The sequence below is a fragment of the Exiguobacterium sp. QJM3NY_9 genome, from assembly GCF_056173545.1.
Genome location: NZ_CM149679.1, coordinates 2891416 through 2911633 on the forward strand (window position 1 = coordinate 2891416; position 20218 = coordinate 2911633).

Consider the following 20218-nt stretch of genomic DNA (forward strand, 5'->3'; position numbering starts at 1 on the left):
TGCTTACACTTCATAAGTTGCCGCAGTTGTCGCCTTGTCTATAATTCGCTATGATAATGGAAAGAAGTAGCGCTAATTTATTAGGAGGAATTCCAAATGACAAAACGTAAAGCATTAACGATTGCTGGTTCTGACACGAGTGGTGGAGCTGGTATTCAAGCAGACTTAAAAACGTTCCAAGAGCTTGAAGTCTATGGCATGAACGCGCTGACGGTCATCGTCGCGCAAGACCCTGACCAAGCTTGGCACCATGCGGTCTATCCAATCGATGCAGAACTCGTCCGGACACAAATCCATACGGTCCTCGGAGGAATCGGTGTTGATGCAATGAAGACGGGGATGCTTCCGACTGTCGAAATCATCGAAGTCATTGCTGAAAAAATTAAAGCATCAGGCGTTAAAAACGTCGTCATCGATCCGGTCATGGTCTGTAAGGGTGAAGATGAAGTCCTCAATCCGGATACAGCGAATGCCTTACGCGACATTTTGACACCGCTCGCGACAGTCGTCACACCAAACGTTTTCGAAGCGGGACAATTGTCTGGTCTTGGAAAAACACCTTCGACGATTGACGAGATGAAACTTGCAGCAGCACGGATTCACGAAAAAGGTGCACAATATGTCCTCGTTAAAGGTGGCAGCAAGATTGATCACCCCCGAGCAGTTGACGTGCTTTATGATGGAAAAGAGTTTATCCTAATTGAGGATGAACGCATTGAGACACCATATACGCACGGGGCAGGATGTACGTATTCTGCAGCGATTACAGCAGAACTCGCTAAAGGCGCTACAGTCGAAGAAGCCGTTCGAACTGCCAAATCGTTTATCACAGCGGCGATTCGTAACTCATTCCGTTTGAATGAATACGTCGGCCCGACTGATCATGCTGCACATCGTACAGTTAAGTCTTAACACGTTCAGGAAGTCCGCGCAGTGATTCGCGGGCTTCTTTCTGTATTCGAAGGGAGAGATACCATTGCAAACACTTGATTTAAAGGTCGTCCAACAGTACATTGACGATCATGCGAACACACCACTTTACGTCCACGTCGAAACAACGAACGGTGCCTATGCGACGCACCAAGATCCGACGTTCCATAGTGCGGGGATGTTCTTCCGCAACGCGGAAATCACATACGAACGCGGCCTGATCACAGGAAACGGTCCATACCGGATTGGTCTTAAACTTGCCCACGGATGGTTGTACGGTGAAGGATTAACCGATTATGAATTCGCGGGAGAACAACTCTTGATCGCAGGACATGATATCGAAGGTCGCCTCGCGATTGCTTTTGAGCTCAGCCCGACACCATTCGCCCAAGGCGCAGAGGAGGTAGAATGATGGCTTATAATGAACACGATCACCTGCTCGTCATCTTCCCTCACCCGGACGATGAAGCATTCAGCTCAGCCGGGACAATCATCGAGCATGCAACGAACCGCGGACCTGTTACGTACGCCTGTTTGACGCTCGGCGAAATGGGACGCAACATGGGACGTCCCGTCTTTACGAACCGGGAACAACTCGCGACGATCCGCAAACGTGAATTGATCGCAGCAGCTGAAAAAATGCAGATTACCGATCTTCAAATGTGGGGATTACGGGATAAGACGGTCGAATTCGAAGATGAAGCAGCACTCGCTGAACGGATTGGACAGTTGATTGAAAAAACACGTCCGACTCGCGTGATTTCATTTTATCCGGGCTATGCCGTCCATCCGGACCACGAAGCAACAGCACGTGCTGTCGTTCGTGCCCTTCGTGCAATCGACGAAGCCGATCGTCCTGAATTTCTTGCCGTCGCTTTTGCGAACAACACAAAAGACGAACTTGGCGAAGGTACGTTCATTCATGACGTCAGTGCATATACGGATCAAAAAGTTGCCGCCCTTGAAGCCCACGCTTCTCAAACAGGTGGACTGATGAAGGTCATCTCGGAAGACTCGAACATCCGGGATCTCCTTGTTAAAGAACGCTATTACCACTATCCATTATGATGAAGAACCTCGAAACGACTCCGACGTCGTTCGAGGTTTTTTTTCGTAGATTAAATGATTCGCACGACGTTGACTCTGCGCACTTTTCCCTGCAGGCGTCAGGAGGCTGAATCTTTTGAAACCCGCAACGATTGACGCGAGAAAGAGTCGACTTTTTTTCTCCCGTCTGCTAGTGTGAATAGTTGAGACTGTGTCTCCGGAGTTCGTAACCTCCTCCGTCACAAAAACTAGGAATGGAAGTGTAAACTATGAAAAATGAACGTGCTCTTGTCGTCTTCAGCGGCGGCCAAGACTCGACGACTTGTCTGTTTCAGGCACTCGCGAACTATTCCGAAGTCGAAGTCGTTACCTTCAACTACGGACAGCGTCATGCCGAAGAACTCGAAGTCGCGCGAACAATCGCAGCCGAACTTGGTGTCAAACACCATGAGCTCGATCTCTCACTCCTCAGTCAACTCACAAGCAATTCGTTGACCGATCACACTCAAACAATCACGACGAACGAAGATGGACTCCCCTCTACATTCGTAGATGGTCGGAACCATCTGTTCTTATCTTTCGCAGCCGTCCTTGCTAAGGGACGTGGCATCCGCCATATCATCACGGGTGTATGCGAAACTGATTTCTCCGGATACCCGGATTGTCGTGACTCCTTCATCAAGTCACTTAACGTGACACTCAACCTCGCGATGGATTATCCATTCGTCATTCACACGCCACTGATGTGGCTCGATAAAAAAGAAACATGGGCGCTAGCCGATTCGCTAGATGCTTTTGATTTCGTCCGTGAACGGACACTGACGTGTTACAACGGTATTATCGGAGATGGTTGCGGCGACTGCCCAGCTTGTGAATTACGGAAAAAAGGCTTAGACGCCTACATCGAGGAGGGGACTACCCATGAAATTCAACTATGAAGCACCTGAAACTGTCGAGCGCCCGACCGGCGACTCGCTCATCTATACAAAATCACGCGTCATGATCGTCAAAAAATTGACGTTTGATGCTGCCCATCACCTGTATGACTACGATGGAAAATGTCGTGCTTTGCATGGTCATACGTATCACGTCGATCTCGGAATCAGCGGATTCCTGGACCACCGCGGGATGACACTTGACTTCGGTGACCTGAAAAAGATCTTCAAAGAACATCTCGAACCGTTGCTCGATCACCGTTATTTAAACGAATCGCTTCCCTATATGAATACGACGGCAGAAAACATGTCGGCCTGGATTTTTGAAACGCTCGGACAGCATTTACCGGACGAACGCGGTCTCCGTGTCGAATTCGTCAAGTTATATGAGACACCGACTGCATTCGCTGAAGTCCGTCGCGAATGGATGAATGAAGCATGAGTCAACTGAAAAAAATACCAAAGATTCCCGTTCTTGAAATTTTTGGTCCAACGTTTCAAGGAGAAGGTCGTTCGATCGGACAAAAAACAATGTTCGTCCGGACAGGTGGATGCGACTATTCATGTGCCTGGTGTGATTCTGCCTTTACCTGGGACGGATCAGAAAAACCAGACCTCCTGACGGCAGAAGATATCCTGACGCGTCTCGATGCGCTCGGTTCGTATGGGCACGTGACGATCTCCGGGGGGAATCCATTGCTCCACGCATCGATCGGTACGCTCGTCGACGCCTTGAAGGCACGTGGCATCACGATGTCCGTCGAAACACAGGGTTCGTATTGGCAAAACTGGTTACTCGATATCGAAGACGTCACCATCAGTCCGAAGCCGCCGTCAAGCGGCATGACGGTCGATTACGATCGGCTCGACGTCTTCTTCAAACGACTTCCTGAACTGCAACGTGCTGTCAAAATCGTCATCTTCGACGAAGCGGACCTCGACTTCGCAGCAGCGATTTCTGAACGATATGCGTTAAAAACACTGTATCTATCACTCGGTAATCCGGACCCGGCGGAAGAAGGTACGATTGCTCCGCGGATGTTGTCCGACTTAAAAACTTTATGGGAACGCGTCGCGCAAGATGAACGCTTTAACCATGCCCGTGTTCTACCACAACTGCACGCCCTCGTTTTCGCGAACGACCGTGGCGTTTAAAAAGGAGTTTTATTCATGCGTCCAGAAGATTTAAACGACTTATCTCTACTCGGTCAAAAGGCCGTCCCTTATATTTTTGAATATCAACCGGAAGTGCTCGAAGCGTTCCCGAACCGTCACCCGGAGAATGACTACTTCGTTAAGTTCAATGCACCGGAATTCACGAGCCTTTGCCCGATCACGAATCAACCGGACTTTGCGACAATTTATATTTCGTACATTCCTGACGAAAAACTTGTCGAGTCGAAATCATTGAAGCTTTATCTCTTCAGCTATCGTAATCACGGGGATTTCCATGAGAACTGCATCAATGTCATCGGAAAAGACCTCGTTAAGTTGATGGAGCCGCGCTACCTTGAAGTCTGGGGGAAATTTACACCACGCGGTGGCATCTCGATTGATCCGTACTATAACTACGGAAAACCCGGTACAAAATATGAAAGAATGGCAGAACACCGTTTGTTCAACCATGATCTTTATCCAGAAACGGTCGATAACCGTTAATCCGAAAACCATCAAAAAAAGCCGAATTCCTGACGTGATCATTTCACGGGAATTTGGCTTTTCTTCTATCTAATCGACTGTGTATGAACGTCAGCTCGACGGTAAATCCACGATTTTTTGTCGTTCTGCCTGAGCATGAATCGCTTCTGCTGACCAAATATGTCGTAAGAGGTGCTCATAAGGAACGCCTAGCGCCTTCGCTAAGCGATCAATCATCGAAACGGACGGATGTGCGATACTTGACTCAATCCGTTGAATCATCTCAAACGTTGTTTCCGTCATAAGCGCAAGTTTTTCTTGGTCGATGTTCTGTCGCTCACGTAATGTTTGGATACGCTCTCCATAATTCGCAAGTGGATTCATCGCTTGATTCATGAGTTTTCAGTCTCCTTTATCGTCTCCCAGCTACTCCTACCCGATGCTACTTTTAGTTTATTCCCGCTTTTCATTTTCAAAACACATTTTAGTTTAATGATTTTCACCATGTGAAATATAATTTCAAATTATTCACTAAAAAAGACTAGCTTTTTAAAAGGTTATCGCTTACAATTTTAAATGCAAACGGTTGCATTAATCGCTTACATATTTGCACAACAAAGAGAAAATAGTTTGTCTGAGGAGTGAGAAAACATGCGTAAAACAATTTCATTCGACTTTTGGCAAAAGCTCGGAAAAGCTTTAATGGTTGTCATTGCAGTTATGCCAGCTGCCGGAATCATGATTTCAATCGGAAAATTAATCGGGATGTACGGCGGCGATATCACAATTGTGCAAACGATCGCAAGAATCGTTGAAGATCTCGGTTGGGCCATCATTACGAATCTCCACGTCCTCTTCGCCGTCGCGATCGGTGGTTCATGGGCTAAAGAACGTGCCGGTGGTGCCTTTGCCGCATTACTCGCGTTCATTTTAGTCAACCGCGTAACGGGTGCAATCTTCGGTGTCAATTCAACGATGCTCGCTGACCCGAAAGCAACGGTCAGTTCATTACTCGGATCAGACTTAATCGTAAAAGATTATTTCACTTCTGTACTCGGTGCACCCGCTCTTAATATGGGCGTTTTCGTCGGAATCATTTCTGGTTTCCTCGGTGCCGTTCTTTTTAATAAGTTTTATAACTTCAGCAAATTACCGGATGCACTGGCCTTTTTCAACGGAAAACGGTTCGTCCCATTCGTTGTCATCGGTGGTTCCGTCGTCGCAGCATTTGTTTTATCGCTCGTCTGGCCGTTCGTCCAAGGTCTCCTAAACGATTTCGGTCGTTGGATTGCAACGTCACGTGATACAGCCCCAATCATCGCCCCATTCGTTTACGGAACGCTCGAACGTCTCCTACTGCCATTCGGTCTTCACCATATGTTGACTGTGCCGATGAACTATACGGAACTCGGCGGAACGTATAAAATTCTGACGGGTGCTGCACAAGGCTCGACAGTAGCCGGGCAAGATCCACTTTGGCTCGCCTGGGTGACCGATCTCGTCAACTTAAAGCAAGCCGGTAACACACAAGGCTATAACGACTTACTCAACAGCGTCGTGCCTGCCCGCTTCAAAGAAGGACAGGTCGTCACGTCACTTGCTTCTTTGATTGGTGTCGCAGTCGCGATGTATATGTCGGTTGACGAAGATAAAAAGAAAGCATACAAACCCGTCTTCCTGTCTGCCGGTCTCGCTGTGTTCTTGACAGGCGTCACGGAGCCAATCGAATTCATGTTCATGTTCATCGCACCTGTCCTGTACGTCGTCTACGCTGTCTTGACGGGTGTTGCGTTCGCACTTGCTGACGTCATGCACCTTCGGATCCATGCATTCGGGGCAATTGAACTCTTGACTCGGATTCCATTGATCGCGAAAGCTGGTCTGATCGGTGATTTGTTACGTTTCATCGGAGTCTGCGTGTTCTTCTTCTTCCTCAACTTCTTTACGTTCCGCTTTGTCATCAAGAAGTTTAACTACGCGACACCAGGTCGTAACGGAAACTACCTCGATGACATCGTCGTCAAAGAGGACGGGACAAGTGAAGTCGCTGCAACTGTCGCCGCTGACGGTTCGCAAGCAGCACGCATCATCGAACTGCTCGGTGGTCAACAAAACATCGAAGACGTCGATGCCTGCATGACACGTTTACGCGTCACGGTCAAAGATCCAAGCCTCGTCGCGAAAGAACAAGACTGGAAAGCGAATGGCGCACTTGGTCTTATCCTAAAAAATAACGGCGTGCAAGCCATCTATGGTCCGAAAGCGGATGTCTTGAAGTCTGATATCCAAGACCGGATTGGCGCATAAACCAGACGAATTAGGGTAAATAAAAAAAGGTGGAGCTCATCCGTGAGTTTCACCTTTCTTTATTCAGAATCAACACTCAGGAGGAACGACAGATGCGCCTACTCACACTCAATTGCCATTCCTGGCAAGAAGAACACCAGCTTGAAAAAATTAATCAAATCGTCGCTCAAATCATCCAACAGAATTATGATGTCGTCGCCTTACAAGAAGTAAGCCAATTAATGGATACACCAATCGTTTATGGTGCAATCCGTGAAGATAATTTCGTCTACATGATTCAACAAGCACTTAAAGAACGTGGGCATGACTATGAATTCGTTTGGGACTTCTCGCACATCGGATACGATGCGTACGAAGAGGGACTCGCCCTCTTGACGAAACATCCGATTTTGAAATCCGATTCGTACTATGTCAGCCGAAGCCAAGATACGATGGACTGGAAGTCACGCAAAATCGTCCGCGCGACGATTGATGTCGATGGAACCCAAATTACGTTCAACTCTTGTCATCTCGGTTGGTGGGAAGATGCCGACGAACCGTTCAGCGAGCAGTTCAATCATTTGATTGCTCGGATGGATCCACTCGAATGGACCCTCTTCTTAGGTGACTTCAACAATGATGCCTTCGAACGGGAGAGCGGTTACGATTATATGGTTGAACGGGGTCTCCATGACCTGTTCCTTCTAGCGGAAGAGACGGTTGGTGTCGAAACCGTCGAAGGTAAGATTGACGGTTGGGAAGAGAATCAGCATGGCTTACGGATTGATTTAGTGCTCTCGAATCGCAAAATTGATGTCGCGCGTGTCGGTGTGACGTTTGACGGAGTACTGGCGCCAATCGTTTCCGATCACTTCGGTGTCGAAGTCGATATCGCGATTCAAAAAGATCCAATTTGACTGTTGACAACGCTTTCTTTTTTGCTTTATGATAAAGCCAACAAGCAAATAGTGCGGATTGTGACAGTACGGCTGGCAAGACCGATGCAACACCTAGAACGTTTAGGTGTTGTTCGGTCTTGCCTTTTTTTGTGGGCTGACCAGTCGCACACCTTTCCTAAAAGGAGGAATTCAAATGGATTACAAAAAAACAGCTGCGCAGGTCCTTACCCTTGTCGGTGGTCGTGAAAATATCATCACAGCAGCGCATTGTGCGACACGTCTCCGTCTCGTCCTTCATGACGAATCGAAGGTCGACCAGGCGGCACTCGAAGATCTTGACGGCGTCAGTGGTGCTTTCTCGAGTTCAGGTCAATATCAAATCATTTTTGGGACCGGGACCGTCAACAAAGTATTCGCGGAGTTCGCTCCCCTCGCTGGTGTCAACGTCAATGGTGAAGACTCAGTAGACGTGAAGAAAGCAGCTTCCCAAAAATTAAATCCGTTCGCGCGCCTTGCCCGGTCGCTTTCAAATGTCTTCGTACCATTGATTCCGGCAATCGTCGCCGCCGGTCTTTTGATGGGCTTACTCGGAATGATTAAAGCCTTCGGTTGGGTCGACGGGGCTTCACCGATCGTCCAACTGCTTGACATGTTCTCGTCTTCCGCTTTCATCATCTTACCGATTTTGATCGGTTTCTCTGCCGCGCGTGAGTTCGGTGCCAATCCATATCTCGGTGCGGTCATCGGTGGAATCATGACGCACCCTTCTCTGCTCAACCCTTGGACACTCGGAAACAGTGAACCGGAAGTGATGCACTTCCTTGGGATGAACATCGAACTGATTGGTTATCAGGGGACGGTCTTCCCTGTCCTCTTAACAGTTTGGGTCATGGCGAAAATTGAGCAGCAAGTACGTAAACGGACACCGGAAACACTTGATTTGTTAGTCACACCGTTCGTGACGATTCTCGTCACAGGATTCCTTGCCCTCATCGTCATCGGACCACTTGGTACATTGCTCGGTAAAGGAATTTCATTCGTACTCGTCTTCTTCTATGAACAATTCTCGGTCGTCGCCGGTCTCTTGTTCGGTGGTCTCTACTCAACGATTGTCATCACAGGAATGCACCATAGTTTCCATGCGATTGAAGCGGGACTTATTGCTGATAAGAGCATCGGGAAAAACTTCCTGTTACCCATCTGGTCGATGGCGAACGTTGCTCAAGGCGGAGCAGGTCTTGCTGTCTACTTCATGACGAAAAACGTTAAATTAAAAACGCTCGCTTTACCCTCTGCCTTCTCGGCATTTCTCGGTATTACGGAACCGATCATCTACGGGGTGAATCTCCGACTCGGTAAACCGTTCATCGGTGGTGCGATCGGCGGCGCAATCGGCGGTGGCTACGTCGTCTTGACGCAAGTCGCTGCAAACGCTTATGGTTTGACGGGCATACCGATGATTGCAATCGTCGCTCCACTTGGTGCTTCGAACTTAATCAACTACCTTGTCGGTTTTGCGATTGCTGTCGCGACAGCGTTCATCGCGACTGTCATCCTCATGCGTCTTGATGCACGAAAACAAAAACAAACCGATTTAGCCGCTTAAGTAAAAAAGACATGCGACCCTCTCGAGTATACTCGTCGGGTCGCATTTGTCGGTTTTGTTCTGAGCACCGTTACCCGTATAATAAAGGGAGAAGGGAGGAGTCAGACTGATTATTCATAAAGTACTCAACAACAATGCCATCGTCACAAAAGAACAAGGACAAGAACGCATCATCATGGGACCGGGGATCGCTTTCGGTAAAAAGAAAAAAGACCCCGTCGATCCCTCGAAAATCGAAAAGATGTTCATTCCCTCGTTCGAAAATGCTGAACTGTTTAAAGAAATCTTAACGACGACCCCATTAGAAATCATTGATTTGTCCGAACAAATCATTTCTTATGCGGAAGGCGAACTTCAGACACCCTTTCATGATTATATCCATGTCAGTCTGACGGATCACCTCGCCCACGCCGTTCGCTTAGCACGTGAAAATCTTGTCGTCCACAATCGGCTCGCGGAAGAAATTCGCTTGTTATATACAGCCGAGTACAAAATCGGTGAATGGGCGGTTGCGCAAATCGAACAGACACTTGCTGTTGTATTACCAAAGGAGGAAGCCGCGAACATCGCACTTCACCTCTTTAACGCCCGCCAACAACATCCGAATATGGCGACGGCACTACAAACTGCTACTCTGTTGAACGAATTACGTGAACAAATCGAGAGTTTCTTTGGTCAAACGATCGAAACGACTTCCATGACGTATTACCGATTCTTCACACATATGAAACTTGTCCTCGCCCGGATTGAGCAGGGGCAGACACTCCACGATATGGATGATGTCATTTTATCTGCTGTCAAAACACGTTACGCGGATGCGTTTCGTTGTGCAGAAAGTATGGCCGCTTGGCTCGAACAGGAATTAAAAACGACCGTCCCCGACTCTGAAGTCGGCTATATGGCACTTCATGTCGAACGGATTCGACCGGATTTAGAAAGGAGCGAACTATGATGAAAATTTTTAGTCTTGGAGAAGCATTAATCGATTTGATTCCACTCGACGACAGCAATACGACGTTCCAAAAAAATCCCGGCGGTGCTCCCGCCAATGTCGCCGTCGGACTTGCCCGCCTTGGCGCCGACAGTTATTTTCTCGGTGCTGTCGGGGATGACTCGATGGGGCATTTCTTGAAAGATACACTCCACCACTATGGGGTCAAGACGGATCACATCGTTCTTGACGCAACGAATAAAACGGGGCTTGTCCTCGTCACAAATGCTAAAAACGGCGAACGGTCCTTTGAATTCATCAACACGTATCGTGCCGATATGAGCTTTCATGAACAAGATGTTCCGGACGCACTGGCGGAAGCCGATTTACTTCACATCGGTTCGATTTCCTTAATCTCAGGTGATGCCGTCGCAGCAACACGTCGTGCCATCGCGCTCGCAAAAGAGCATCAGGTCCCGATTTCTTACGACCCGAACCTCCGCGAATCGTTATGGTCGAATCTCAATGTCGCCCGGACGACGATTCAGTCCGTCCTGCCTGACGCGCAAATCGTTAAGTTAGCAGAAGAGGAATTGACCTTCTTGACCGGCCAAACGAACCTGGATGAAGGGGCAGCCGAACTGCTCGCTGAATACCCGATTCAGTTGCTCGCCGTCACACGGGGCAGCGAGGGATCCTTACTCTATACGAATCGTGCGATGGCAGAAATCAACGCGATTTCGGTGGATGCCGTCGATACGACCGGAGCAGGTGACGCCTTTATGTCTGGTTTGCTACACCAGTGTGCGACGCGGTCCTTTGCATTCGATTGGGATGAAGATGAACTGCAGGACATCGGGCGGTTTGCCGCGATTTCCGGCGGGCTTGCCGCGTCCGTCAAAGGGGCGATGGCTGCTTTACCGACACTCGACGAGGTATCACGTCGTCTCGACTAAAACGTAAAAAACCTTTCCGTCTAGCTTCGTAAAATGGCTAGACGGAAAGGCTTTTTTAATTCGATGAAAGGAATGACTCAATTGCTTCAATCGCCTCATCTTGTTGTACTTTTGGTGTTAATGGACTCGTGTTGTCGCCCTTTTGTGCGCCGTACATCCCGAAATTCGCGTGATTGCCCTCTTCGATGAAATGGAATGTCGCGTCCGATCGAAGATTTTTTTTACTTGCTTCGATGTCCGCTACAGGTAAGACGCCATCCCGTCCGCCATAGACCGTCAAGGACGGTGTATCGACGGCATCAATCGGATAGGACGCGAGAAAGATGATTCCTTTAATCTTCGAATTATCCTCAAGTACCGTCGAAGCGGCACTTCCACCTAACGAATGTCCCATCACATACCATCGTTTGATTTTCGGATGTGCATCGATGATCGATAAGGCCGCGTTTGCGTCGAGTAATGCGATATTAAACGGTAATTTCGGGATGACGACAAAATGTCCGTTCTTCGCTAACTGACTCCCGATATAACTGTAGGCACCCGGATCGACCTTCGCCCCTTGATAAAACACAAATCCGACTTCACTCTCCGGATCACCAAACTGATAATCCTGTCCGATCTGTTGTTCAACATATGTGTTTGCTTCTTTTGACGGATCATAATCAAATTGCGCCCAGACCATGAAGGCTCCGATGATAAGCCCGATGAGTATGATGAAACCGATGCTGATTCGCTTGAGCCACTTTTTCATATTCATTCCTCCCTCTTAACTCCTACCCCATCTAATGTGAAAAATCACATATGAAAATTATTTTCTAAATTTTCAGTCAATGTAAGCGTATCTATCGCTTTTTCAATAATTGGTTTAAGATGAAAAAAGTATCGTTTCTTTTGAAAGGGGAATCATTTGTTTTGCCACGTACCGTAGTCTCCACGATTCAGTGGTTTTTGTTTATTATCTGTACTAACATCGCCCCGCCACTCGCCATTGCCGCATCGTTTGAACTATCGAGCGCGGACACATTGGCTTTCCTATCTCGTTGTCTGTTCGTTTTTGCGATTTTAAGTTTATTCCAAGTGTTCCTCGGTCACCGTCTACCAATCATGGAAGGGCCGGCCGGGATTTGGTGGGGTGTCTTCGCCCTCTACTCCTCAATCGGCATTACATTGTACGGGAGTTACTCGAACACACTCCAATCACTTGGTTTTCTCCTCATCTTAAGTGGCATCATCTGTATCATTTTGACAGTAACGGGTATTTTACGACGACTCGTTCCCTTGTTCACGCCACAAGTCATCGGCGTTTATATGCTCCTGTTGTCTGCCCAACTGTCGGGCTCCGTCATGAAAGGGCTACTCAACCTGGAAAACGGTAAGATTCAAGTGTTACCTGCCGTCATTTCCGTATTGACCGTCATCATCTCACTTTATCTCGAACGTAGCGATCGTTTGCGTCAGTATGCCTTACTCATCACGCTGCTCGTCGGTTGGAGCATGTTTGCCTTGATTGGACGCGCCGAGATGCCGAGCTTCGATGGTCCATTCTTTACACTTCCTGATTTATTCCCGTTCGGCGGAATTCATCTGGACTGGACCCTTCTCCCGACAGCCTTAATCATCTCTTTACTGTTGATGACGAACGTGCTCGCGAACATCAAAGTCATCGAGCGCATCATCAGTGCGAAACGTGGCGAACACGTCAAAGGACAAGTCGGAACAGCCGGTGTCACTGCTGGTGTCGGACAGATTTTTGCCGGTATGTTCGGTACGGTCGGTCCCGTCGCGATTTCCGGAACAGCCGGATTCATCGCTTCGACGGATAACACGGATCGTAAATCGTTTGCGATTGCGAACGTCATTTGCTTATTCTTAAGTATCGTCACGCCATTCGTCGGTTTGATTGCAAAAATTCCTGTTGCCGTCGGTTATGCGATGGTTGCCCCGATTGTTGCCGGAATGGCCATCATCGGCGTCACGGAAGCAGCACGCGACTTAAATCGGCAAACGGCAATGATTACGGTCGGGTTACCGGTCCTCGTCGGAATTGGTGCCTTACTCTTACCGAAAGGTGCGACAGCCGATCTCCCTCCACTCGTCACGACACTGATGTCGAACGGACTGGTGCTTGGGACGCTCGTTGCCCTATTCGCAGAATCATTACGCCATATTCGGACAAATGACTAACAAAAAGACAGGTAACTCGGAAAAAAAATCCGAGTTACCTGTCTTTTTTTGTGAAATCGACCTTAGCGAATACCACGCATATACTTTTGGAGTTTTGGTGCAAAAGCGAACAAGAGAAGTCCAAGTGCAATCGCGACGACACCGGTGATTCCGAAGTATGCGACTTCTGTTTCTTTCCCGTAGTATTTAACGATCTGTGCATTGACGGCCTGTCCCGTTGCATTCGTTAAGAACCAAAGACTCATTGTTTGTGCCGAGAAAGCAGCGGGTGCCAGTTTCGTCGTTGCCGATAAACCGACTGGTGATAGTAATAACTCACCCATCACGACGAGGAAGAAACTGAGTGCGAGCCAGAGCGGACTAACGATTGTGTCTGTACCAAACAATAGTCCAGGTAACATCATGACGATGAACGAAAGTCCTGCGAAAATCAGACCGAACGAGAATTTTTGCATTGTCGTCGGCTGACGATCACCGAGTCGAACCCAAAAGCTTGCAAAGACTGGTGCAAGCACGATGATGAACAATGGATTCAATGACTGGAAGAAAGCCGGTTGAATCTCAAAACCTAAGAAAGATAAATTTGTCCGTTCAGCTGCAAAGATTGATAAGACATATGACCCTTGCTCTTGAATCGCCCAGAAAACAGCTGCTGCGATAAAGAGTGGGATGTAGGCGAATAAACGCGAACGCTCATCATCTGTAATTTTCGGACTGCGTAACATGAATGTGAAATACGCAATCGGAATCAAGATTCCGAGGAACGTCACCATCAACGTAAAGCGGTCGATCGTTAGTAAACCTGTCAATGCGGCAATCGTTCCGAGAACTGCTAGCGCAATGACGACAACTGTCGCAATTTTAAAGAAACGTTTCCGTTCCTCGCCTTCTAGCGGATTCAAGACGTATGTTCCGGCTTGACCTAAATTCTTTTTCTTCGTCAGGATGAATACGACTAGACCGGCGAACATCCCGACCGCAGCGAGTGCGAAACCAGCATGGTATCCTGCCGTATCTGAAACTTTACCGACGACGAGTGGTGCTAAAAATGCACCGGCATTGATTCCCATATAGAAGATACTGAATCCAGCATCACGGCGGTTATCCGTTTTGCTGTACAAATCTCCGACGATGTTCGATACGTTCGGTTTTAAGAATCCCGTCCCGATGACGATTAAGCCCATCGAGATGAATAATGCCGTGATTCCGGCTGGTAGAGCTAACACAATATGTCCGAGCATGATGAGAATACCACCATAAAAGACGGTCCGTGATGTCCCTAACAGACGGTCGGAGACCCATCCTCCGATGATTCCCGACATATAGACAAGTGAACCATATACGGCCATGATGGAAGCGGCAGTCGTTTTATCAATTCCGAGTCCACCGTTCGCAACAGAGTCGTACATGTAGAATATAAGGATGGCGCGCATCCCGTAGTAGGAGAATCGTTCCCAGAACTCTGTGAAGAAGAGTGTGAACAATCCTTTCGGGTTTCCGAAGAACCCTTTTTGCGGAACAGTCTTATAGACCTGATCGCGATCAAAATCTGCCATAATGAAGGCTCCTTTCGTCTACCATTGTATTCGTGCATAATCTAAAACCTTTTTTCCCGCTTTCCCCAAATGATAAGCGTCTCGTAATCGATTAAAAGATTTACACGTTTTTAACTGAATTGTCTCACTTCTTTTTATATAGGAGACAGCACCTTATCATTCAACCGTAAATCATTTGACTAGTCAAATATTAATTTTAAGCAAAAAAAAGAGCGTAACGGAATCCGTTCGCTCATTTTTGCATGTCTTTTGATTCAACGATGGTAATACCCGGGGGCGCATGGAGTGTTTGCTCTATCATCGCTTTCGCTACTTTACCCGCTTCAATCGGTGCATAAGGACTCCGTTTCAATAATGGGCGAAGAATGGTCGAGACACGAGCCGCCGCCTGTTCGCCAAACCGGAACTCTTCTCGCTCCCCTAACAAGAGCGATGGACGGAAAATCAATAAAGCTTCGTAGCCAAGAACCCGTAGTCCATTCTCCGTGTCCCCTTTGACACGATTGTAGAACGTTTTTGCATTCGGGTGTGCCCCGAGCGCTGAAATGAGCGCAAAGCGTGTCGCGCCTAAATCAAGCAGCTCCCGCCCGACTTCGATCGGATATGTGTAATCGACTTGCCGGAATGCCTCTTGCGATCCTGCTTGTTTAATCGTCGTTCCGAGCGCACAGTAGACGTGATCCACTGTCGGCAACTCGATTTCCGTCACGCGATCAAAATCAATCACCCATTCTTCCAGCTTTTGATGAAACCGGTTCATGGGTCGACGAACGAGCACATGAACTTCCTCATACGCATCATTCGCTAATAATTGATCGACTAACTCTTGTCCAACTAAACCGCTTGCTCCTAAAATGGCTGCTTTCATCTTGACTCCTCCTCTCAATCTTGCAATCGTCCAATCGGTAAAAAGTAAGAACGATTTCCGGTGATTCGCTCGCCTGCTCGGACAGCAATCGCACTTGCCCGACCACCGAGGACGAACACGCCAAACATATAGGCCACTTCCACTCCATTACTAAGTACATGCGTCGGCAATGCTTGATACTGCTGATAAACCGATGCTTGGTCACTAAAGGAACGCTGTTCATTCGATAACAGGATACGACCATCTGCTTGATAGATTGTTACCGTATCGCCTTCTCTGCCAAAAACCGGTTTCTCGACAAAGGCATGCTGCTGTTCAAGAAATACATCTGGTTCAAGATACGTTGGTAAAAAATAACGTTCTATGATTTGATGATCACGTCCTGTTAAATAAGCGTGGTCTGCTTCATGTAGTGCCCAAATCACTGCAAGAACGGACTTTGCCTGCATCAGAAATGCCGATGGTGGATTGATGATCTCGAGCAATCCTTGTTCGACGAGTTGTAACAATAAGACACCGAGTTCACGTCCCGTGTCATCGCGATCGAGAAGCGCCATTTCAATCGGAAAGGTCTGACGGTATAAAATATCAATCCGTCGTCCGTCCTGGTCGTACAATCCATCTTCCGGTCGAATTTCAAGGGCGTTAAGCGGGCAATACGCTGCCCCGTCCACGAACCCTTGCAAGTATTCTGTCGTCAGACGATCCTCGATATTGTCCCCATGTGACGTAAAGACGATATGCGGGCGTTGCTTCGTTCGATGTGTCGCTGCTGCGACGGCGCGACGGACGCTTGTCGCTAATTTCGCCGCTTCATCCGGGTTCACTGCCATCATATGGCGTTTTTGCGCAATCCGGTCATTGACGTCAAACGATTCTTTAATGAACGTCGGCGTATCGGCATTCCACTCCATGACGGAAATCCGATCATCCGTCACGATGAAGTCGAGCCGACTGATGATTGATAAGGGGCGCATCGTCTCTAGACGGAGAAAGGGAAGTGCTTGTTTTGGATACCCGAGCTCGAGTAACGCATCGTCTTCCATCGTTCGTAGAATCGGTGCGACTTTCTCAAAAATCAGATACACGTCTCGGGCAGCTACCCGCAAGCGCTCCAGCGTCCGCGACGAAACCGTTAAAACATCAGTCAACGCATAGATTTCACCATCCAACTCATCCCAAAACGACTCAATGTCACCATATAAATCCTCTCGTTCACTCATCCGCCAAAGAAACCAGACGACGATCCCGTCCCGAATCCTTTTGTCTTCGCATTATAACTTTTGACTGCGTTCGACTTCGGCGTATAGCCTTTCGTTCGCATCGCACTATGCATCAGGGCACGGGATGCAAAATAACTGCCTCCCCAGTAATAAAAACCAGAATGGGTCGATGTTGCATCATCACAATACCAGACGCCTTCTTCATTATCATATTCATAATCGTCACAATCCGGATCATCCGGACGTTCGGCTTGCGCATCGTCTGCACCGCAACCACTGAGTGTCGTTCCAATCAAAAGCGTCGCCGCAAGTGATGCTTGTTTCATCCATCTCACGATTCATACCCCTTTCTTAACAATTTGTTATTCTAAGTATACGCTTTTTCTCTTAAAAAAGTTTCCTTGTCGTACCGGAACTTTTTTCTGATCGTCCGAGTAGAACATATCATGCCGTTACAAGGAGGAATCACGATGTCACTTGCTTATTATGTCGAAGATCAAGATGAATATAAGTCGATTTATCAATACAGTCGTTTCGCAATCGAACCGGATGAAATCATCGCTCATCAATTATGTGAATTTCATATCATCGAAGGCCAACTGTATGAATTACGCTCCAACGAAATGGAGGGCGAGTACGATCAGCTGATTGTCGATCACGTCGAAGCCTCTCCGCTCGATGCAGAGGACCGGATTTATCCGCCTCATCAAATTCACATCGAGTTTCGCCGGTACATGCCAAGCAGTACATCACCACTTATCAAAACGATGACCGTCCCGAACCACGTCCAAGCGATGCGCTATTTAATTAAGGATAAGGTGACTGTGCCAGAGCATGGAACCTTTGAACGTGACAGCTGCGAAATCGACATCGACCGGAATTGTTATGTCATTTATCTCGGTCAGGTTGTCCGTTAAAAGGATGAATTAAGTAGAGTTCGTTTTCAAAAAGCGTTTTTTTTGGCATACTATAAGATAAGAACGAATTAATCGAGGTGAACACACATGAGCGAACAACCAAAAAAATTATCACTTCAAGAAGCGATGATTGAACAATTGAAAGCAAAAAAACAATCACAAACAAAACGTCCGACTGGTCTTCGTGGAACGGAAACGAAACAAATGACGAGCCAGAAGACGAAAAAGACGAACAACCAGAAAAAACGTACAGGTGTCTAATCACAGCGTTGAATTCATGAAATAAGGGAGTAGTTATGAGTATTTTAACGGTATCAAACTTAAGCCATGGCTTTGGTGATCGTGCGATTTTCGAAGATGTCTCGTTCCGCCTGTTAAAGGGTGAACACATCGGCCTCGTCGGAGCAAACGGTGAAGGAAAATCAACCTTCATGAACATCATCACTTCTCAGCTCGAACCGGATGAAGGGAAAGTCGAATGGGCGAAACACGTTCGTGTCGGTTATCTCGATCAACATGCCGTCCTTGCGAAAGGTTTATCGATTCGTGATGCGCTAAAAGGGGCATTCCAATACTTGTTCGATATCGAACAAGAAATCAATGACCTGTATGCGAAGATGGGTGAAGTCGAGCCCGAAGAACTCGAAAAGATGCTTGAGGAAGTCGGTGTCTTACAAGACATTTTAACGAATAATGATTTTTATACGATCGACGCAAAAGTCGAAGAAATCGCCCGCGGACTTGGGCTCGATGAAATCGGCTTAGACCGTGATGTCCATGAATTGAGTGGCGGTCAGCGTACAAAAATCTTACTTGCGAAGCTCTTACTTGAAAAACCAGATATCTTGTTACTGGATGAGCCGACCAACTATCTTGATGTGCAACACATCGAATGGTTGAAACGGTATCTCAACGATTACGAGAACGCGTTCATTTTGATTTCGCATGATATTCCATTCTTAAACAGCGTCATCAACTTGATTTACCATATGGAAAATCAAGGCTTGAGCCGTTACGTTGGTGACTATGATAATTTCTTGACGGTCCATGAAGCGAAAAAGAAACAGCTGGAGTCTGCCTTTAAGCGCCAACAGCAAGAAATTTCTGAACTTAAAGATTTCGTCGCCCGTAACAAGGCGCGTGTCTCGACACGAAACATGGCGATGTCCCGTCAGAAAAAACTCGACAAGATGGATGTCATCGAGCTTGCACAAGAACGTCCGCAACCGGAATTCCATTTCCAGACGGCTCGGACACCAAGCAAGCTGATGTTCGAAGCAAAAGGTCTTGTCATCGGCTACGACGAACCCCTCTCGCGTCCGCTCGATTTAACGATCGAACGGGGGCAGAAAATCGCATTGCATGGTGCGAACGGAATCGGGAAGTCGACGTTACTGAAAAGTTTACTCGGTGAAATCCCCGCTGTTTCAGGGATGGTCGATCGCGGTGAAAACTTGCACATCGGCTATTTCGAACAAGAAATCAAAGAGAAGAATTCGAACACGTGTATCGAAGAAATTTGGGGAACGTTCCCATCCTTGACGCAACAACAAGTCCGGGCGATGCTCGCGAAATGTGGTTTGATGACAAAACACATCGAATCTAAAATCGAAGTACTCAGCGGTGGAGAGAAGGCGAAAGTCCGTCTTTGTAAGCTGATGAACACGGAATCAAACATTCTGGTTCTCGATGAGCCGACGAACCACTTGGACGTCGAAGCGAAAGAGGAATTGAAACGGGCCTTGCAAGAATATAAAGGAACGGTCCTCTTGATTTCACACGAACCTGAATTTTATGAAGCAGTCGCAACTGACTTATGGAATTGTGAATCATGGACGACAAAAGTCTTTTGATTGATTGCCTCTTACTTTTTTAAGAACGATGATTTGAGCCGCCCTGTTGATTGGGGCGGCTCTTTTTGTTTTTTATCGAAAAAGAGAATGGCAGTAATGCGGATTTTGTCAGGCCCCTTGGATGAACGGCGCAGTTGTACGTGATTCAAAGCTTCTTCCTTTCCGTTGCTTTTCTCAAGCGCATGACTTGTCAGCTCCTTTGGGTGAACGGTAGTGATTCAAAGCTTCTTCCTTTCCGTTGCTTTCCTCGGGCGAGGCGCAAGCCGTTGCTTCTTGTCCCGTAAGGACAAGAAGCAGGGTCTCGCCTGCCTCTGACAGCGCGTTAAAACGCGCCTTATCCCGTAGGAGTCAACGGAAAAGCGAAGCTTTTTTAAGATTTCCCTAAGAAG

General features: G+C 47.6%; 22 protein-coding genes. 16 read left to right on the plus strand and 6 right to left on the minus strand.

Annotated features, from left to right (window positions below):
• The first annotated feature begins 96 nt into the window (after positions 1-96).
• From AC0VYQ_RS14750 to queF, 7 genes are all read left to right on the plus strand, one after another.
• Positions 97-912 carry a bifunctional hydroxymethylpyrimidine kinase/phosphomethylpyrimidine kinase gene (locus AC0VYQ_RS14750; RefSeq protein WP_159173246.1) on the plus strand — a complete coding sequence of 272 codons (816 nt, stop codon included), beginning with the start codon at positions 97-99 and terminating at the stop codon, positions 910-912.
• A gap of 64 nt (positions 913-976) precedes the next feature.
• On the plus strand, positions 977-1342 hold the full coding sequence (locus AC0VYQ_RS14755; RefSeq protein WP_029332027.1) for a YojF family protein: 366 nt from the start codon (positions 977-979) through the stop codon (positions 1340-1342).
• Positions 1342-1998 carry a bacillithiol biosynthesis deacetylase BshB2 gene (gene bshB2 / locus AC0VYQ_RS14760; RefSeq protein ID WP_251136920.1) on the plus strand — a complete coding sequence of 219 codons (657 nt, stop codon included), beginning with the start codon at positions 1342-1344 and terminating at the stop codon, positions 1996-1998. The genes AC0VYQ_RS14755 and bshB2 overlap by 1 nt, the downstream gene beginning before the upstream one ends.
• A 248-nt stretch (positions 1999-2246) precedes the next feature.
• Positions 2247-2915 (plus strand): 7-cyano-7-deazaguanine synthase QueC, encoded by a 669-nt coding sequence (gene queC / locus AC0VYQ_RS14765; protein ID WP_088838180.1) that lies wholly within the window; start codon positions 2247-2249, stop codon positions 2913-2915.
• Entirely contained in the window at positions 2899-3354 is a 456-nt protein-coding gene (queD, locus tag AC0VYQ_RS14770; RefSeq protein ID WP_029332031.1) for a 6-carboxytetrahydropterin synthase QueD, read from the plus strand. The genes queC and queD overlap by 17 nt, the downstream gene beginning before the upstream one ends.
• Entirely contained in the window at positions 3351-4067 is a 717-nt protein-coding gene (queE, locus tag AC0VYQ_RS14775) for a 7-carboxy-7-deazaguanine synthase QueE (protein WP_034801026.1), read from the plus strand. Before queD ends, queE begins: the two co-directional genes overlap by 4 nt.
• A 15-nt stretch (positions 4068-4082) precedes the next feature.
• On the plus strand, positions 4083-4571 hold the full coding sequence (gene queF / locus AC0VYQ_RS14780) for a preQ(1) synthase (protein ID WP_029332033.1): 489 nt from the start codon (positions 4083-4085) through the stop codon (positions 4569-4571).
• A 90-nt stretch (positions 4572-4661) separates the two neighbouring features.
• Here the strand turns inward: queF and AC0VYQ_RS14785 are convergent, their stop codons facing one another.
• Complete coding sequence (locus tag AC0VYQ_RS14785; RefSeq protein ID WP_214802259.1) at positions 4662-4946, minus strand: helix-turn-helix domain-containing protein; 285 nt, start codon at positions 4944-4946, stop codon at positions 4662-4664.
• Between the two features lie 255 nt (positions 4947-5201).
• Here AC0VYQ_RS14785 and AC0VYQ_RS14790 point away from each other — a divergent pair, with 255 nt between their 5' ends.
• The 5 genes from AC0VYQ_RS14790 to AC0VYQ_RS14810 all read left to right on the plus strand — a co-directional run bounded on the left by AC0VYQ_RS14790 (position 5202) and on the right by AC0VYQ_RS14810 (position 11228).
• The gene (locus tag AC0VYQ_RS14790; RefSeq protein ID WP_214766371.1) at positions 5202-6857 is read left to right on the plus strand and encodes a PTS transporter subunit IIBC; all 1656 of its coding nucleotides are present in this window, start codon (positions 5202-5204) and stop codon (positions 6855-6857) included.
• 92 nt (positions 6858-6949) lie between these two features.
• Positions 6950-7753, plus strand: coding sequence for an endonuclease/exonuclease/phosphatase family protein (locus AC0VYQ_RS14795; RefSeq protein ID WP_475403892.1), 804 nt, complete (start codon positions 6950-6952; stop codon positions 7751-7753).
• 175 nt (positions 7754-7928) lie between these two features.
• Positions 7929-9341, plus strand: coding sequence for a sucrose-specific PTS transporter subunit IIBC (locus AC0VYQ_RS14800; RefSeq protein WP_475403893.1), 1413 nt, complete (start codon positions 7929-7931; stop codon positions 9339-9341).
• Between the two features lie 112 nt (positions 9342-9453).
• Positions 9454-10293, plus strand: coding sequence for a PRD domain-containing protein (locus AC0VYQ_RS14805; protein ID WP_475404762.1), 840 nt, complete (start codon positions 9454-9456; stop codon positions 10291-10293).
• Positions 10293-11228 carry a carbohydrate kinase family protein gene (locus AC0VYQ_RS14810; protein WP_475403894.1) on the plus strand — a complete coding sequence of 312 codons (936 nt, stop codon included), beginning with the start codon at positions 10293-10295 and terminating at the stop codon, positions 11226-11228. The genes AC0VYQ_RS14805 and AC0VYQ_RS14810 overlap by 1 nt, the downstream gene beginning before the upstream one ends.
• 55 nt (positions 11229-11283) lie before the next feature.
• Here AC0VYQ_RS14810 and AC0VYQ_RS14815 read toward each other — a convergent pair whose 3' ends face one another.
• Positions 11284-11979, minus strand: a complete 696-nt coding sequence (locus AC0VYQ_RS14815; protein WP_475403895.1) for an alpha/beta hydrolase — start codon at positions 11977-11979, stop codon at positions 11284-11286.
• Between the two features lie 161 nt (positions 11980-12140).
• On the opposite strand from AC0VYQ_RS14815, the gene AC0VYQ_RS14820 reads away from it, so the two are divergent.
• Entirely contained in the window at positions 12141-13412 is a 1272-nt protein-coding gene (locus AC0VYQ_RS14820) for a purine/pyrimidine permease (protein WP_029332042.1), read from the plus strand.
• 62 nt (positions 13413-13474) lie between these two features.
• Here AC0VYQ_RS14820 and AC0VYQ_RS14825 read toward each other — a convergent pair whose 3' ends face one another.
• The 4 genes from AC0VYQ_RS14825 to AC0VYQ_RS14840 form a co-directional block, all read right to left on the minus strand.
• Positions 13475-14968, minus strand: coding sequence for a peptide MFS transporter (locus tag AC0VYQ_RS14825; RefSeq protein ID WP_475403896.1), 1494 nt, complete (start codon positions 14966-14968; stop codon positions 13475-13477).
• Positions 14969-15200: 232 nt separating this feature from the next.
• Positions 15201-15836: an NAD-dependent epimerase/dehydratase family protein gene (locus AC0VYQ_RS14830; protein WP_029332044.1), complete on the minus strand. Its 636-nt coding sequence runs from the start codon at positions 15834-15836 to the stop codon at positions 15201-15203.
• Positions 15837-15850: 14 nt separating this feature from the next.
• Complete coding sequence (locus AC0VYQ_RS14835) at positions 15851-17059, minus strand: glutathionylspermidine synthase family protein (protein ID WP_475403897.1); 1209 nt, start codon at positions 17057-17059, stop codon at positions 15851-15853.
• Positions 17056-17385, minus strand: coding sequence for a hypothetical protein (locus AC0VYQ_RS14840; RefSeq protein ID WP_029332046.1), 330 nt, complete (start codon positions 17383-17385; stop codon positions 17056-17058). Before AC0VYQ_RS14840 ends, AC0VYQ_RS14835 begins: the two co-directional genes overlap by 4 nt.
• A 144-nt stretch (positions 17386-17529) precedes the next feature.
• On the opposite strand from AC0VYQ_RS14840, the gene AC0VYQ_RS14845 reads away from it, so the two are divergent.
• The 3 genes from AC0VYQ_RS14845 to AC0VYQ_RS14855 all read left to right on the plus strand — a co-directional run bounded on the left by AC0VYQ_RS14845 (position 17530) and on the right by AC0VYQ_RS14855 (position 19829).
• Positions 17530-17976, plus strand: a complete 447-nt coding sequence (locus AC0VYQ_RS14845) for a hypothetical protein (RefSeq protein WP_214766360.1) — start codon at positions 17530-17532, stop codon at positions 17974-17976.
• An 87-nt stretch (positions 17977-18063) separates the two neighbouring features.
• A complete protein-coding gene (locus tag AC0VYQ_RS14850; protein ID WP_012371785.1) occupies positions 18064-18237 on the plus strand; it encodes a hypothetical protein in 174 nt (57 codons plus the stop codon).
• A gap of 35 nt (positions 18238-18272) precedes the next feature.
• The gene (locus tag AC0VYQ_RS14855; RefSeq protein WP_029332048.1) at positions 18273-19829 is read left to right on the plus strand and encodes an ABC-F family ATP-binding cassette domain-containing protein; all 1557 of its coding nucleotides are present in this window, start codon (positions 18273-18275) and stop codon (positions 19827-19829) included.
• Positions 19830-20218 lie beyond the last annotated feature (389 nt).

What these genes read in the sequence shown, in the direction of transcription:
- bshB2 (WP_251136920.1), top strand. Translation starts at nt 1,342, where the DNA reads ATGGCTTATAATGAACACGATCACCTGCTCGTCATCTTCCCTCACCCG.
- AC0VYQ_RS14835 (WP_475403897.1), bottom strand. Translation starts at nt 17,059, where the DNA reads ATGAGTGAACGAGAGGATTTATATGGTGACATTGAGTCGTTTTGGGAT.
- queC (WP_088838180.1), top strand. Translation starts at nt 2,247, where the DNA reads ATGAAAAATGAACGTGCTCTTGTCGTCTTCAGCGGCGGCCAAGACTCG.
- AC0VYQ_RS14800 (WP_475403893.1), top strand. Translation starts at nt 7,929, where the DNA reads ATGGATTACAAAAAAACAGCTGCGCAGGTCCTTACCCTTGTCGGTGGT.
- AC0VYQ_RS14840 (WP_029332046.1), bottom strand. Translation starts at nt 17,385, where the DNA reads ATGAAACAAGCATCACTTGCGGCGACGCTTTTGATTGGAACGACACTC.
- queD (WP_029332031.1), top strand. Translation starts at nt 2,899, where the DNA reads ATGAAATTCAACTATGAAGCACCTGAAACTGTCGAGCGCCCGACCGGC.
- AC0VYQ_RS14815 (WP_475403895.1), bottom strand. Translation starts at nt 11,979, where the DNA reads ATGAAAAAGTGGCTCAAGCGAATCAGCATCGGTTTCATCATACTCATC.
- AC0VYQ_RS14810 (WP_475403894.1), top strand. Translation starts at nt 10,293, where the DNA reads ATGAAAATTTTTAGTCTTGGAGAAGCATTAATCGATTTGATTCCACTC.
- AC0VYQ_RS14855 (WP_029332048.1), top strand. Translation starts at nt 18,273, where the DNA reads ATGAGTATTTTAACGGTATCAAACTTAAGCCATGGCTTTGGTGATCGT.
- AC0VYQ_RS14825 (WP_475403896.1), bottom strand. Translation starts at nt 14,968, where the DNA reads ATGGCAGATTTTGATCGCGATCAGGTCTATAAGACTGTTCCGCAAAAA.
- AC0VYQ_RS14750 (WP_159173246.1), top strand. Translation starts at nt 97, where the DNA reads ATGACAAAACGTAAAGCATTAACGATTGCTGGTTCTGACACGAGTGGT.
- AC0VYQ_RS14790 (WP_214766371.1), top strand. Translation starts at nt 5,202, where the DNA reads ATGCGTAAAACAATTTCATTCGACTTTTGGCAAAAGCTCGGAAAAGCT.
- AC0VYQ_RS14850 (WP_012371785.1), top strand. Translation starts at nt 18,064, where the DNA reads ATGAGCGAACAACCAAAAAAATTATCACTTCAAGAAGCGATGATTGAA.
- AC0VYQ_RS14845 (WP_214766360.1), top strand. Translation starts at nt 17,530, where the DNA reads ATGTCACTTGCTTATTATGTCGAAGATCAAGATGAATATAAGTCGATT.
- queE (WP_034801026.1), top strand. Translation starts at nt 3,351, where the DNA reads ATGAGTCAACTGAAAAAAATACCAAAGATTCCCGTTCTTGAAATTTTT.
- queF (WP_029332033.1), top strand. Translation starts at nt 4,083, where the DNA reads ATGCGTCCAGAAGATTTAAACGACTTATCTCTACTCGGTCAAAAGGCC.
- AC0VYQ_RS14785 (WP_214802259.1), bottom strand. Translation starts at nt 4,946, where the DNA reads ATGAATCAAGCGATGAATCCACTTGCGAATTATGGAGAGCGTATCCAA.
- AC0VYQ_RS14795 (WP_475403892.1), top strand. Translation starts at nt 6,950, where the DNA reads ATGCGCCTACTCACACTCAATTGCCATTCCTGGCAAGAAGAACACCAG.
- AC0VYQ_RS14830 (WP_029332044.1), bottom strand. Translation starts at nt 15,836, where the DNA reads ATGAAAGCAGCCATTTTAGGAGCAAGCGGTTTAGTTGGACAAGAGTTA.